This window comes from Streptomyces curacoi, from assembly GCF_001513975.1.
Lineage (GTDB): Bacteria > Actinomycetota > Actinomycetes > Streptomycetales > Streptomycetaceae > Streptomyces > Streptomyces curacoi.
The window spans coordinates 698,795-712,942 of the sequence record NZ_KQ947984.1; the positions used below are offsets into that span (position 1 = coordinate 698,795).

Sequence of the window (14,148 nt, forward strand, 5' to 3'; positions counted from 1 at the left end):
TGGCTGTTCCGTACGGCTGTACCGGCGGCGGAGCAGCCGGATCGGCCCCCCGTGTCGCTCCGGGCCGCGCCCGGCCCCGCCCAGCACATCAGCCCCCGTTTCCTCAGGCGAATCGTTCCCCGGCCACCCCTTTGTGTGAAGCGGATGCTGCCGCTGCCACGCCTGTGCGTGCGAAAACTAGCTTCGTAACCGGAGGTGACCGATCCATGACGGCCTGTGCGATCGAGCCCGCTGCGGAGCACGAGGACGGCGACACGCCTCGGGCGGGATGCACCATCACGGCGGACGGCTCCTACGCCGCCCGCCTCGCGCTGGACGGCGACTGCTGGTTCCCGGAGCGCTGGACACTCGACGGCCCCGAGCCCTACGCCGTGCCGCTGCCCGCCCACCAGCCGGAGGAGCCCGGCACCGAGGTGCAGCCGATGAGCGACGGGCGGGTACTCATCCGCCGCCCCACCGACGGACGGCACATCTTCTCGCTGCTGTACCCGACCGGACCCGGCACCGGGGAGCTGTTGCTGGGCGCGGTCCAGTGCCCGGACGAGGGGACCCGGCTGCGGATGCTGCCGCCGGCGCCGGGCGGCGACAGGGCGTACGCCCTCGCGGTGGGCCCGCGCTCCAGCGCGGTGTGGCTGGTGGCGGGGGGTGCCTTCGGGCCGGAGCACCTCGCGCAGGTGCCGGGGCGCTGCTCGGGTGGGGTGTGGCTGGACCGGGGCGGGCGGATGCTGGCCCTCGACCGGAGGATCGGGGGCCGTACGAAGACCGTGGTGGTCGACCTGGAGCGGGGCGGCGAGGTGTCGCCGCTGCTGCAGATCGCGGCCGACAGCGACGACCGGCTGCTGCTCGCCGACCCGGACAGCGGGCTGCTGCTGATCCGGTCGGACGCCCCCTCGCCGGGACGGGACCGGCTGGGCTGGGGGGTGCTCGGCAGCACGCTGCCGGTGCGCTTCCCGGAGTGCCTGCGGCTGCCGGACTGCGCGGTGACGCCGATCGCGATCCAGCCGGGGCAGGTGCTGACGCCGGAGAGCTGCGGGGTGGCGCTGCGCCTGGACGGGCCGGTCGGCAGCTGGATCGGGGTGTGGCGGCCCGCCGAACGGCAGGTGTGTCATCTTCCGGCGCCCGAGGGGTGGTTGGCGGGGGCCGGGTGGTGGACGCGGGACGGGGTGCTCCAACTGCCGTATGCCACGGCCGAGGTGCGGTGCGGGGTGGCGCGGGTGGAGACGATGGCCGTGCCTCGGATGGAGGGGGTGGCGGTTCCTCGGGGAGAGGCGGCAGTGCATCGGGGGGAGGCAGTGGCGGTGCCTCGGGCGCAGGCGGTCATGGCGTCTCGGGTGGAGGCGGTCCCGGCGTCTCGGGTGGAGGCGGTGGCGGTGCCCGGCCCGGCAGCGGCGGAGACGAGGGCGGCCACGGCACCGGCCCCGGAGCCGGAGTCGACGGCGTCCAGACCGCCGGAAACGGACCCTCCGCATCCCGTCGCAACGCGCCCCGTGCCGTTGCAGCAAGCCCCGTTGGGCGGTCTTGTAACGAAGTAGTGCCGGTTGGCGTGGCCGCCTGGATTCGGCCCTCAGGGGGCCGGTTAGACTCGCCCGGCTGTTAGAAAGATCATCGTTGACGGGGTGAGCTTTACCGATGAGCAACGCCAGCACGACCCAGCCGTCGTCCGACGTCCAGGAGGCCGCCGGTCACGGCAGGCACCGGGGCCCGGTCTCGGCCAACGACTGCGAGACGGCACCTCGCGGCCGTCACCGCAAGCCGGTCGAGGAAGCCGAGTCGGCAGCCTGACGCCGCGCGCGAGCAACGGCACACGGCCCTGTTCCCCGTAGGGGGCAGGGCCGTTTTCGTGGGGCAGGACCGTTTTCGTGCCTCACCCCCGTTTCAGGCTCAGCACCTCCGCCGCCCCGAACGTCTCTCCCGACGGCCGCCGCGCGTAGTGCGGACCGAGTACGGCGTCCAACTCGTCGTACGTGAACGTCTCCTGCCTGCTGTCGAACTTCGCCCGCACCCGCGGCCGTTCGACGACCGCCACCATGCCGCCGTGCACGACGAGCAGCTGGCCGTTGATGCGGGCGGCGGCCGGGGAGGCCAAGTAGCCGACGAGCGGGGCGACATGCTCGGGTGCGAGCGGGTCGAGGCCGTCCGGTGGCTGCTCGAAGCCGGCGAAGACGTCCTCCGTCATACGGGTGCGGGCGCGCGGGCAGATGGCGTTCGCCGTCACGCCGTACTTGGCGAGCGCGAGGGCGGTGGAGGTGGTGAGCCCGACGATTCCGCCTTTCGCGGCGGCGTAGTTGGGCTGTCCGGCGGAGCCCGCGAGGAACGCCTCCGACGAGGTGTTCACGATCCGCCCGTACACCGGGCCGCCCGCCGCCTTGGAGCGCTCGCGCCAGTGCGCGGCGGCGAAGCGGGTGGTGTTGAAGTGGCCCTTGAGGTGGACGCGGATGACCGAGTCCCACTCCTCCTCCGTCATGGAGAAGACCATGCGGTCGCGCAGGATGCCCGCGTTGTTGACCAGGATGTCCAGCTTGCCGAACTCGGCGACCGCCGACTCGACGAGTTCCCGGGCCTGGGTGAAGTCGGCCACGTCTCCGGTGTGGGCGAGCGCCTTGCCGCCCGCCTCGCGGATCTCGGCGGCGACCTCCTCGGCGGGCCCGGCGGAGGCCTCGCCCGAGCCGTCCCGTCCGGGCTGTCCGTAGTCGTTGACGACGACGGCCGCGCCGAGCCGGGCGAGCTCCAGGGCTTCGGCCCGGCCGAGCCCGCGGCCGGCGCCGGTGACGATCGCGGACAGGCCCTCAAGTGGCAGTGACATACGACCCCTTCGCCGTCAGATCTCGATGCAGGTACGCAGCGCGGTGCCCGTGCGCATCTGGTCGAGGGCCTCGTTGATCTCGGTGAGCGGCACGCGGTGGGTGATCAGGCCCGCGAGGTCGATGCGGCCCGCGCGCCAGAGCGCGATCGTGCGCTCGTAGGAGCGCAGGACGTCGCCGCCGCCGTACATGGACGGCAGGATCCGCTTCTCGTCGAAGAACAGCTCGAACATGCTGAGCTGGAGGAAGTCGTCCATCGCTCCCGCGCCGACGACGACGAGGGTGCCGCCGCGCCGGGTGTTCTCGTACGCCGTCCTGGCGGTGGCCGACTTGCCGACGACCTCGAAGACGTAGTCGAAGCCCTCGCCGGCGGTGACCTGTTGCCTGGCGTCGGGCAGCTCGTCCGGGGTGACCGCCCTGGTCGCGCCGAACCTGAGCGCGGCCTCGCGGCGTGCGGCGACCGGGTCGACGGCGACGATCTCGGCGGCGCCCTTGAGCCGGGCGCCCTGGATCGCGGAGATGCCGACGCCCCCGCAGCCGATGACGGCGACCGACGAACCGGCCTCCAGGTCGGCGGTGTTGAGGGCGGCGCCGAGTCCCGTCGTCACCCCGCAGCCGATGAGGGCGGCGATGTCGAAGGGGACGTCGTCGGGGATCGGCACGGCGCAGCCGGCGTCGACCACGACCTCCTCGGCGAAGGTGCCGGTGCCGGCGAAGCCGAAGACGTCACCGGCGGGGCGCTTGAAGTTGGGGGTGCCGGCGTTCATGAACCCGGCCAGGCACAGCTCGGTCTGGCCGCGTTTGCAGGCGGGGCAGGCGCCGCAGGCGGGCAGCCAGCAGACGACGACCCGGTCGCCGGGCTTCAAGTGGCGTACGCCTTCCCCGACTTCGAGGATCTCGCCCGCGCCCTCGTGACCGGGTACGAAGGGCCCCGGCTGCGGCAGCACCCCCGCCATCGCGGACAGGTCCGAGTGGCACAGCCCGGTGGCCCGCACCCGGATCCGCACCCTGCCGGGCCCGAAGCCCACCGTCTCGACGTCGTCGAGGACCTCCAGCTTGTCCTGGCCGATCTCGTGCAGTACGGCTGCGCGCATGGTGCGGCTCCCCTCGGGCGACGGTCTGACTCAACGGTCTGACTCAGGTGTGTTCGACGATGGTGTCGGCGAGGACGGGCGCGTCCTCCCGCTCGACCGCGCTCACGGCGACCCGAACGGCGCCCTCTCCCGGCCACATGCGGATCCGCAGGGTCTCCCCCGGGTACACGACCCCGGCGAACCGGGTGGTGTACGAGCGCACTCGGGCCACGTCCCCACCGAGCAGCGTGTCGACGACCGCCTTGAGGGTCATGCCGTAGGTGCACAGCCCGTGCAGGATGGGCCGCTCGAAACCGGCGACCTTGGCGAACTCGGGGTCGGCGTGCAGCGGGTTCCAGTCGCCGGAGAGGCGGTAGAGCAGGGCCTGGTCCTCGCGGATCGGCCGTTCGACGGTCCGGGCGGGCTCACCGGCCGGGGGTTCGAGGCGGGCGGACGGGCCGCGGTCGCCGCCCCAGCCGCCCTCTCCGCGGATGAAGATCTGGGCGTCGTTGGTCCACAACGGCCCGTCGGCGTCGGTGACTTCGGTGCGCATGACCAGTACGGCCGCCTTGCCCTTGTCGTAGACGGCGGCGATCCGGCCGGTGGCGGTCGCGGTGCCCGTCACGGGCAGCGGGCGGTGGACGGTGAGCGTCTGGCCGCCGTGCAGGACACGGGCGAGGTCGACCTCGATGCCGGGCATGGACAGGCTGCTGATCACTCCGGGCGAGCCGGAGCCCGCGACGGTGGCGAAGCTCGGCAGGACGTGCAGCCGGGACTCCAGGGTGTAGCGCAGTTCGTCGGGGTCGGTGGCGGGGCTGTGCTTGTCGGGGTTCGCGCCGGCGCCGATGCCGAGGTGGTAGAGCTGGACGTCCTTGGAGTTCCAGGAGATCTCGCCGGTCCGGGGCTCGGCGGCGAGGGCCTTGGCTGCGTCGATGGGCATACGGCTCCTGACGGTGGCGGATTCCTGACAGTGGTGGGACTCCCGACAGTGCGGAGTCAAGACCCCGGTACGGCCGTCCGCACCGTCGGCCGCACCGAGGTCGTCACGGGCCGTTCTAGAACGCGTTCCAGTCCGGCGCCCCCTGTATAGCCGAGCGCTCCGCACTTGTGAAGACTCCTGACACCCCATCAGCTCCGGTCGGCCGCATCGGTGTCCGCCCGGCCTCCCGAGGCGTCCCGCTCCGCCGCCCTCAGCCGCAGCACCAGCACGCTCGCCGCCAGCAGGATGGCGCCGCCGGTCACCATCGGCGCCGAGACCGTCGTACGCGCCGCCAGAAAGCCGCCCAGCGCCGACCCCACGGGCATCAGCCCCCAGGCGGCCAGCCGGTACGCCCCCGCCGCCTTGCCGCGCAGCTCGTCGGGGACCAGTTCCTGGCGCTTGGCGGCGGTGAGGACGTTCCATACGACGACCGTGCCGCCGTTGACGGCCAGGAGCGCGGCGACGGCGTACGGGGAGCACACGGTGCCGGCGAGGACCAGGGTGACGCCGGCGACGAGGACCGCCCCGGTGTTGGCCGTTCCCCAGCCGAGCCGGGCGCCGAGGCGGGCCGCGAGCCCGCTGCCGACCAGGCTGCCCACGGCGGACCCGGCGATCAGCCAGCCGTAGCCGGCCTCGGACAGGCCCAGGGTCCGGGTCGCGTAGAGGACCAGGACCGACGTGGCCATCGCCCCGGCCAGGCTCAACAGCCCGACCGTCACCGTCAGCAGCCGCAGGACGGGGTGCCGGAGCAGGAAGGCGAGGCCCGCGCGGATCTCGCCGAGCCAACCGCCGGCCGGCGCGGGGGTGGCCGGGGGCGCGGGGCGGAAGCTGCCGGGGATGCGGAGCAGCAGGACCGCGCTGAACAGGAAGGTCAGCGCGTCGACGGCGAAGGGCGCGTGGACGTTCCAGGCGAACAGCCAGGCGCCGATCACCGGTCCGGCGAAGCTGAGGTTGACGACGCTCGTCCCGAACAGCCGGCTGTTGGCCCGGGCCAGCGACGGGGTGGGGACGGTCGAGGGGATCATCGCCTGGGAGGCGGTGTCGTAGAAGGTGTCGGTGGTGCCGAGCAGGAAGGCCACCGCGTAGAGGAGGGCGGGCGAGAGCGTGCCGCCCAGCGCCGACGCGATGAACCCGGCCACCAGCAGGTGGCGCAGCACGTCGATGCCGATCATCAGCTTCCGGCGGTCGACACGGTCGGCCGCGGCGCCGCCGATGAGGGCGAAGAGCAGCCAGGGCAGCCGCTCGAAGGTGGCCACCAGGGCCACCTCCTGGGGGTCCCCGGTGAGCGTGGCCGCCATCAGCGGCAGCGCGGTGACACGGATGCCGTCGCCGAGCCCGGACACGGCGTACGCTCCCCACAGCTTCCGGAACGCCCCGCTCAGCGGTGGTGTGCGCGGCGCCTTGGCGGTGGTTCGCGGGGCGGAGTTCACGGGGGCGTCTCCAGGTGTCGGCCGACGGCTTGTGCGGCGCGGGTGCCGCGGTGAACGGAACGGAACCGTAGTCTCCGGGTCGGCGGGGGGCAGCTCGTTTTTCGTGGGGCGGGCGGGGCGGCTCGCTTTCCGACGGGCGAGCGGGGGCGGCTCGCATTCCGACAGGCGAGCGGGGGCAGCTCGCATTCCGACAGGCGAGCGGGGACAGCTCGCATTCCGACAGGCGAGCGGGGACAGCTCGCATTCCGACAGGCGAGCGGGGACAGCTCGCATTCCGACAGGCGAGCGGGGACAGCTCGCATTCCGACAGGCGAGCGGGGACAGCTCGCATTCCGACAGGCGAGCGGGGACAGCTCGCATTCCGACAGGCGAGCGGCGAGCAGCTCGCTATGCGCCAAGCCGAGGGAGAGCGGCTCGCTATGCGCCAGGCCGACGGGGGCACCTCGCATCCCGCCAAGCCAACCGGGGGCCGCCCCGCTGTCCCCCAAGCCGCGCCCAAGGCGAACGCCGGCCCCCGCGCCTACCCTTGGGGCGTGAACGAGATGCCCCGGAACCACCGGCCCGCGAAGTCGATCCGGGTCCTGCTCGCCGAGGATCAGGGCATGGTGCGCGGGGCGCTCGCCTTACTGCTCGGGATGGAACCGGACATCGACGTCCTGGCGCAGGTGCCGGGCGGGGACGCGATCGTGGACGTCGTGCACGCCGTCCTCACCCACCGCCCCGATGTGGCCCTCCTCGACGTCGAGCTGCCGGGCGGCAGCGGCCTCGACGTGGCGGCCGAGCTGCGGGACCAGGCGCCGGACTGCCGGGTGCTGCTGCTGACCACCTTCGGCCGGCCCGGACATCTCCGCCGGGCCCTGGCGGCCGGAGCCGCCGGTTACCTGGTGAAGGACGGCCCCGTGGAGGAGCTGGCCGCGGCGATCCGCCGGGTGCTGACCGGTGAGACGGTGATCGACCCGGCCTTCGCCACGACCGCCCTGGGCCCCGGACCCGACGCGCTCACCCCCGGCGAGTGCGACGTCCTGAGGGCCTCGGCGGACGGCGCGACCGTCGCCGACATCGCCGCCGAGTTCCACCTCGCCGAGTCCGCCGTCCGCGACCACCTCTCCTCCGCCATCGGCAAGACAGGCACCCGAGACCACCGGGAGGCACTGCGGGAGGCCCGGCGCCAGGGCTGGTTGTGACCGCCGGCCACGCCGTCCGCTCGCGGGCCTACTGGATCACCCCCGCCGTCCTGTTCTCCGTCCCCTCCGGGCCTACGCACACGAACCACTTCAGCGGAGAGCCGGCGGCCTCCTTCGGCAGGTCCACGCTGGTCGTGCCGTCCGACCAGGTGCACTTGACCTGCTGGGCCGTCCTGGCGACACGGCCGACCGCAAGGCTGTCGGGCCCGGGACCGCTGTCCTCCGACGGCGACAGCGCACCATAGACGATGTCCCTGCCCGTCATCTCGTCCCACTTCTCGACCGTGTCGAAGATCAGGACCCTGGGTCGGCTGCTGCCGGCGGAGAGGCTCACGAAGTACGACGTCTTGCCGACGACGCCGGAGAGCTCCGGTCGTGCCCCGGCGTCGATCCCGTACTCGGCCATCGCGGCCAGCTGCCCCCGCGCCTCCGCCCTGTCCCGTGGCGGCCCCCACACGGAGATGACGACGCGCCAGTCCTTGCCCCGGTCGGTCCCCCGCGACAACTCGGTCTGCTGCGGCTCGTACACATGCCGCTCACCGCTCGTCGGCGGCTGTGTCGCCACCGCCACGCTCTTGTTGCCGTCCCCGCCCGGCAGTCCCGCCACCGCCAGCGTGCCCGCCGAGCCGACCAGCAGCAGGGCCGTTGCCGTGGCCATCGCCCAGCGACGGGCCTTGCGGCGGCGGCCGCCGCGCAGCACCGCGTCGTAGGGGGCTGTACCGATCTCGACCTCGTCCGCGGCGTCGGCCAGCAGCAGGGTGATGTCCGTGTGGTTCATGTCGAGGTTCGTCTCCCGGTCCGCGCTCATCACTGCCGCCCTCCGTGCGTCACCATCTCGGCCAGTCCCGGTATGGCGCGCAGTTTCGCGATCCCCTTGGCCGCGTTGCTCTTCACCGCGCCGACGGAACAGCCCATCGCCTCCGCCGTCTGCGTCTCGGTGAGGTCCTCCCAGTACCGCAGGACCACCGCCTCCCGCTGCCGCGTGGGCAGTTGGGCGAGCGCCGACAGCAGGGCACTGCGGTCCTCGGCCTGGCCGATGCGGTCACCGGTGTCGGGCACCTCTCGCACCAGGCCCGAGTCGTCCTTCGGGGCGAGGAACTCCCTGAGCCTTCTGCGGTGTCTGCGGGCGTGTGCGTTGATCATCACGCGCCGTACATAGGCCTCCGGGTCGTCGGCCGAGCCGACCCTGCGCCAGGCCACATAGACCTGTTCGAGCGTCGACTGGACCAGGTCCTCCGCGGCGTGCTGCTCCCCCGTGAGGAGAAATGCCGTCCGCATCAACCGCGGCCAGCGGCCGATGACAAAGCTCTGGAACTCCGTGTCCCGAGCCGCCTTGCGATCCCCCATGGGCACCTCCTAGATGTCTGAAGGAGTCCATGGGCCGACCGAACCGTTGCCTCCGTTCGCAGACTTTTCTCGGTTCGACGAGATTCTCGGTTCCACCAGATTTCTTCGTTCCCGAGATTTCTCAGTTCGAGGAGACCTTTCGCGGCAGCCACACCAGCATCAGCGCCACCGCGCCGAGCAGCACCCCGGTCCCCACCCGGAACGCCAGCGCGTACCCCTCCGTCAGCGCCGCCGGCGTCGTACTCCCCGCCGAACGGGCCGACGCGATCGTCGACATGACCGCGAGCCCCAGTGAACCGCCCATGGTGCGGGAGGTGTTGACGAGCCCGGACACCAGCCCGGCCTCCCCCGGCGCGGTCCCGGACGTGGCCAGCGCCGCGAGCGGGGTCGACGCGAGGCCCGCGCCCAGCATCATCAGGATGCCCGGGAACATGATCGAGGTGAGATACGTGCCGTGCACGGTCATCGTCGACTGCCAGGCGAACCCGGCGACCGCCACCACCGTCCCCGCCGCCGCCAGGTTGCGCGCCCCCAGCACCCGCATGAACCGTGGCGCGACCTTGGAGCCGAAGACGATCGCCAGGGAGCTCGGCACCAGCGCGAGACCGGCTTCCAGGGGGGTGTAGCCCAGCACGTTCTGCGCGTACAGCGTCATGAAGAACCACATGCAGAACATCGCCGCCCCACACAGGAACATCGCCACGTTCGCCGACGACACCGCCCGTCGGCGGAACAGCCCGAGCGGCATCAGCGGAGCGGCCGTACGGGCTTCCACGACGAGGAACACACCGATCAGCGCCAGGCCGGCGCACAGGGGTACGACCGTGGCCGTCGCCGTCCACCCCTCCGCCTCCGTCTGCGAGATGCCGTACGCCAGGATGGCCAGCCCCGCCGTCACCAGCGCCGCACCCGGAAGGTCCAGCCGCCGCCCGTCGCCGTCCCGGCCCTCGGCCAGCCACAGCAGCGCGGCGACCAGGACCACGGCCCCGACCGGCACGTTGATCAGCAGCACCCAGCGCCAGGACAGCACGTCGACCAGCACCCCGCCGACGACACCGCCCGCCGCGCCGCCGCCTCCGGCCACGGCGGTCCAGGTGCCTATGGCGCGCGCACGGGGAGCCCCTTCCGGGACCGCCGCCGTCAGGATCGTCAGGGTCGAGGGCGCAAGCACCGCCGCGCCCAGTCCCTGCACGGCCCGCGCGGCCAGCAGCTGCCAGCCCTCCTGGGCCAGGCCGCCGCCCAGGGAGGCCAGCGTGAACAGCGCGAGGCCCACCAGGAACATCCTCTTGCGGCCGTAGAGATCCCCGGCCCGCCCGCCGAGCAGCATGAACCCGGCGAAGGCGATGGCGTACGCGTTCACCACCCACTGCAGGCCCTGCGCGCTCAGCCCCAGGTCCGCCCGCATCGACGGCAACGCCACGTTCACCACGGACACGTCGAGCACGACCAGGAACTGACCGGCGCAGGCGAGCGTCACCACCACCCAGGTGGGGAGCGCGGTACGGCGGGATGTCTGGGTGACGTCAGCGGCTCGGAGCATGAGTGTCATGTTCTCAACGCCTGACGCTCCTGGCATCGGGATTTCGACCTAGGCCCGCGTTTCCCAAGAGAAGGTCAAGAAATCATTAGTGAGCCAAAGCATCGGAATAGTTGCCCTGGCGCACCGAGTTCAAGCTACACATGACACGAACGACGACTGACCAGCCCACCGGCAGAGCGACCTCCGGCGCCCTCGTCCCGGTCCTCGCCTTCGCGGGCATCGTTGTCGCGGTGATGCAGACCCTGCTCGTCCCGGTCATCAAGGACCTGCCGCAGCTGCTGAGCACCGCGCCCAGCAACGCCACCTGGGTGCTGACCTCGACGCTGCTCTCCGGTGCCGTGGCCACGCCGATCATGGGCCGGCTGGGTGACCTGTACGGCAAGCGGCGCATGCTGATCGGCAGCCTGGCCGTGATGGTGGTCGGTGCGCTGGTCAGCGCGCTCACCAGCGACCTGCTCCTCATGATCGCCGGCCGTACCCTCCAGGGCTTCGCGATGGGCGCGATCCCGCTCGGCATCGGCCTGATGCGCGACATGCTGCCCCGCGAGAGGCTCGGCTCGGCGATGGCCCTGATGAGCTCCTCGATCGGCGTCGGCGGCGGCCTCGCGCTGCCCGCCGCGGCCCTGGTCGCCCAGCACGCCGACTGGCACGCCCTGTTCTACGGCGCCGCAGGACTCGGCGTCCTCTCCATCGTCCTCACCCTCCTCGTCGTACCGGAGTCCAAGGTCCGCGCCGAAGGCTCCTTCGACCTGCTCGGCGCGCTCGGCCTCTCCGCGGGCCTCGTCCTCTTCCTCCTCCCGATCACCAAGGGCAGCGACTGGGGCTGGACCTCCGGCACCACGCTCGGCCTGTTCGGCGCCTCGCTCCTCGTCCTCCTCCTGTGGGGCCTGTACGAGCTGCGCACCCCGGCGCCCCTCGTGGACCTGCGCACCACGGCCCGCCCGGCCGTCCTCTTCACCAACCTCGCCTCGATCATGGTCGGCGTCAGCTTCTACGTCGTCTCCCTGGTCCTCCCCCAGCTCCTCCAGCTGCCGAAGAGCACCGGGTACGGCCTCGGCCAGTCCATGGTCGTCGCGGGTCTGCTCGTGGCGCCGCTGGGCCTGACGATGATGTTCACCGCGCCCGTCTACGCCCGTCTCTCGGCGAAGTACGGCCCCAAGTCCACCCTGATCCTCGGCCTGCTGATCATCGCGATCGGCTACGGCGCCGGTCTGGGCCTGATGAGCGCCCCCTGGCAGAGCCTCGTCATCTCGGTGGTCCTCGGCGCCGGCATCGGCCTCGCCTACTCCTCCCTGCCCGCGCTGATCGTCGGCGCGGTCCCGGCCTCCGAGACCGGCGCGGCGAACGGCCTCAACACACTGATGCGTTCCATCGGCACGTCGGTCTCCAGTGCCGTCATCGGCATGGTGCTGGCCAACACCGCGGACAACGTCGGCGGCGTCGAGATCCCGACGATGCACGGCTTCCGCGTCTCCTTCCTGATCGCGACCGCCGCCGTGGCCGTCGGCCTCCTCCTGGCCCTCTTCCTGCCGGGGCAGCGCGCGGCGTCCAGGCCCCAGCTGCGCGCGAGCAGCGAGGAGGACGCGAACCTGGAGAACGCCGAGGAGGCCCTGCGTGGCTTCCGCGGGCGTGTCCTGGGCGCCGACGGCACCCCGGTGGCCCGCGCCAAGGTCACGTTGATCGACCGCCGGGGCCGCCAGGCGGGCGCGACCCTCTCCGGGGCGGACGGCAGCTACGCCCTCACCGTCCCCGCCCAGGGCTCCTACGTCCTGGCCGCCCGGGCCGACGGCCACGGCCCGCTCGCCTCGTCGGCCACGCACGCCGGGGACGACCGCCCGGTCGACCTGGACCTGCCCCTGCCGGGAGAGACGGTCACCGCCTGAGATCCACGCCACCCGTACCCCCTGTCGCTTCGGTGGCAGGGGGTACGACAGCATGGGCGCCCTGACCTACGTACTACCGAAAGGACCCCCATGCCCCCGGCCCCCAAGCCCGAGATCCTGGCCGCGTTCGAGGCGGCGAAGGGCTTCATGCCCACGGGCGAGGGGCTCGCGCTCTACGCGGCGGCCGTCGAGGCCGGGCGCCTCGGCCTTCCGCTCCTGGAGGTCGGCACGTACTGCGGCCGCTCCACGATCCTGCTCGCCGACGCCGCCCGCGAGGCCGGTGTGACGGCCCTCACGGTCGACCACCACCGGGGCAGCGAGGAGCAGCAGCCGGGCTGGGAGTACCACGACCCGCAGACGGTCGACCCCGAGATCGGCCTGATGGACACGCTGCCGACCTTCCGCCGCACCCTCCACGAGGCGGGCCTGGAGGAGCACGTGATCGCCCTGGTCGGCCGCTCCCTCCAGGTCGCGAAGGTCTGGAACTCCCCCCTCGGCCTGGTCTTCATCGACGGCGGCCACACCGACGAGCACGCCAACGCCGACTACGAGGGCTGGGCCCCGCATGTCGCCGAGGGCGGTCTGCTCGTCATCCACGACGTGTTCCCGGACCCGGAGGACGAGTTCACGGGGCAGGCGCCGTACCGGATCTACCTGCGGGCGCTGGAGTCCGGCGCCTTCACGGAGGTCTCGGCGACCGACTCGCTGCGGGTGCTGCGGCGGACGGGGGCGGGGGTCTGACGGCGCGGTCCCCGTATGCCGGGCCGGCGGCCACCCATTGAGCCGCTCCGGATCCCATGGGAATCCCGCACCGCCGCTAGGGTGGCAGGCGTGTCGTACGCAGGCCCGGACTTCGATCCTCCCCAGCCCCGCCGCCGTAGGCGCCGCGCCCTGACCGTCGCGGCCGCGGCTCTCGTGCCGGGGGCGCTGCTCGGATGGCTGATGTACGAGGTGATGGGCGGCCCCGGCGACAAAGACGCGTCGGGCAACGCGGCCGTACGGCCGTCCGCGGCGCCGACGGCCTCGACCACGAGCGACGACAAGCCGCCGGGCCCGACCCCGACCGCCGACTCCACCGCCGACTCCACCTCCGCGCCCGCCGCCTCCGGCGCCCTCAAGGGCAAGGTCGTCGTCATCGACCCCGGTCACAACCCGAACAACTTCCAGCACACGGCCGAGATCAACCGGAAGGTGGACATCGGCACGAACTGGAAGGAGTGCGACACGACGGGGACCTCCACCAACGACGGCTACACGGAAGCCGAGTTCACCCTGGACCTCGCCCACCGGCTGCGCACCCTGCTGCAGAAGCAGGGCGCCACGGTGAAGTTCACGCAGGACGGCGACCGGTCGTGGGGGCCGTGCGTGGACGAGCGGGCCGAGATCGGCAACGAGGCACACGCCGACGCCGCCGTCTCCCTCCACGCGGACGGCGCGGGCGCCGGCCAACGCGGCTTCCACGTCATCCTCCCGGGCAAGGTGAACGCGGGCGCCGCCGACACCGGGCCCATCGTCGGCCCGTCCCGCGACCTCGGCGAGCGCATCGCCGGCTCCTTCGTCCGCGTCACGGGCAGCGCGCCCTCCAACTACGTCGGCGACGGCACCGGGCTCGTCACGCGTGAGGACCTCGGCGGTCTCAATCTGTCAACGGTTCCGAAGGTGTTCATCGAGTGCGGCAACATGCGCGATAGCAAGGACGCGGCACTGCTCACCAGCGGCACGTGGCGGCAGAAGGCGGCGCGGGGGATCTCTGAGGGAATCGTGAGTTTCCTGCGCGGGTAGTGATCGGCGGGCTGATCCCGGCGGACACCCTCGTCGGTCGGACGATAAGGTCGTCCCTACGATGAGGGGCCACCCCTGCGCTTCACACCGGCCCGAGGGCGACATGGTGACAGCGACGCCTCTACCGAT

The 14,148-nt window shown here is 72.4% G+C and carries 13 protein-coding genes; 6 read left to right on the forward strand and 7 right to left on the reverse strand.

Translation table 11 applies throughout. From position 1 onward, the window contains the following. Positions 1-206: 206 nt before the first annotated feature. Both AQI70_RS03120 and AQI70_RS39480 read left to right on the forward strand, forming a co-directional pair. Entirely contained in the window at positions 207-1,532 is a 1,326-nt protein-coding gene (locus AQI70_RS03120) for a hypothetical protein (RefSeq protein WP_062143699.1), read from the forward strand. A 97-nt stretch (positions 1,533-1,629) separates the two neighbouring features. After that, a complete protein-coding gene (locus tag AQI70_RS39480; protein ID WP_167358877.1) occupies positions 1,630-1,782 on the forward strand; it encodes a hypothetical protein in 153 nt (50 codons plus the stop codon). Between the two features lie 82 nt (positions 1,783-1,864). Here AQI70_RS39480 and AQI70_RS03125 read toward each other — a convergent pair whose 3' ends face one another. The 4 genes from AQI70_RS03125 to AQI70_RS03140 form a co-directional block, all read right to left on the reverse strand. Next, complete coding sequence (locus AQI70_RS03125; protein ID WP_062143701.1) at positions 1,865-2,803, reverse strand: 3-oxoacyl-ACP reductase; 939 nt, start codon at positions 2,801-2,803, stop codon at positions 1,865-1,867. A gap of 15 nt (positions 2,804-2,818) precedes the next feature. Continuing rightward, a complete protein-coding gene (locus tag AQI70_RS03130) occupies positions 2,819-3,895 on the reverse strand; it encodes a Zn-dependent alcohol dehydrogenase (protein WP_062143705.1) in 1,077 nt (358 codons plus the stop codon). A 43-nt stretch (positions 3,896-3,938) separates the two neighbouring features. Then, positions 3,939-4,814 carry a MaoC/PaaZ C-terminal domain-containing protein gene (locus AQI70_RS03135; RefSeq protein ID WP_062143708.1) on the reverse strand — a complete coding sequence of 292 codons (876 nt, stop codon included), beginning with the start codon at positions 4,812-4,814 and terminating at the stop codon, positions 3,939-3,941. Positions 4,815-5,002: 188 nt separating this feature from the next. Further along, on the reverse strand, positions 5,003-6,283 hold the full coding sequence (locus AQI70_RS03140) for an MFS transporter (RefSeq protein WP_062143711.1): 1,281 nt from the start codon (positions 6,281-6,283) through the stop codon (positions 5,003-5,005). Positions 6,284-6,825: 542 nt separating this feature from the next. Here AQI70_RS03140 and AQI70_RS03145 point away from each other — a divergent pair. Further along, the gene (locus AQI70_RS03145; protein ID WP_062143714.1) at positions 6,826-7,467 is read left to right on the forward strand and encodes a response regulator transcription factor; all 642 of its coding nucleotides are present in this window, start codon (positions 6,826-6,828) and stop codon (positions 7,465-7,467) included. 28 nt (positions 7,468-7,495) lie between these two features. On the opposite strand, the gene AQI70_RS03150 is transcribed toward AQI70_RS03145, so the two are convergent. The 3 genes from AQI70_RS03150 to AQI70_RS03160 all read right to left on the reverse strand — a co-directional run bounded on the left by AQI70_RS03150 (position 7,496) and on the right by AQI70_RS03160 (position 10,354). After that, positions 7,496-8,275, reverse strand: coding sequence for a hypothetical protein (locus tag AQI70_RS03150; protein WP_062143717.1), 780 nt, complete (start codon positions 8,273-8,275; stop codon positions 7,496-7,498). Then, positions 8,275-8,814 carry a SigE family RNA polymerase sigma factor gene (locus AQI70_RS03155; protein ID WP_062143720.1) on the reverse strand — a complete coding sequence of 180 codons (540 nt, stop codon included), beginning with the start codon at positions 8,812-8,814 and terminating at the stop codon, positions 8,275-8,277. Before AQI70_RS03155 ends, AQI70_RS03150 begins: the two co-directional genes overlap by 1 nt. 121 nt (positions 8,815-8,935) lie before the next feature. Next, positions 8,936-10,354, reverse strand: coding sequence for an MFS transporter (locus tag AQI70_RS03160; protein ID WP_062145027.1), 1,419 nt, complete (start codon positions 10,352-10,354; stop codon positions 8,936-8,938). Between the two features lie 140 nt (positions 10,355-10,494). On the opposite strand from AQI70_RS03160, the gene AQI70_RS03165 reads away from it, so the two are divergent. The 3 genes from AQI70_RS03165 (at position 10,495) to AQI70_RS03175 (ending at position 14,019) form a co-directional block, all read left to right on the forward strand. Then, complete coding sequence (locus tag AQI70_RS03165; RefSeq protein ID WP_062143723.1) at positions 10,495-12,237, forward strand: MFS transporter; 1,743 nt, start codon at positions 10,495-10,497, stop codon at positions 12,235-12,237. A 90-nt stretch (positions 12,238-12,327) separates the two neighbouring features. Further along, the gene (locus AQI70_RS03170) at positions 12,328-12,978 is read left to right on the forward strand and encodes a class I SAM-dependent methyltransferase (RefSeq protein ID WP_062143726.1); all 651 of its coding nucleotides are present in this window, start codon (positions 12,328-12,330) and stop codon (positions 12,976-12,978) included. 90 nt (positions 12,979-13,068) lie between these two features. Continuing rightward, entirely contained in the window at positions 13,069-14,019 is a 951-nt protein-coding gene (locus AQI70_RS03175; RefSeq protein WP_062143729.1) for an N-acetylmuramoyl-L-alanine amidase, read from the forward strand. Positions 14,020-14,148: the final 129 nt, after the last annotated feature.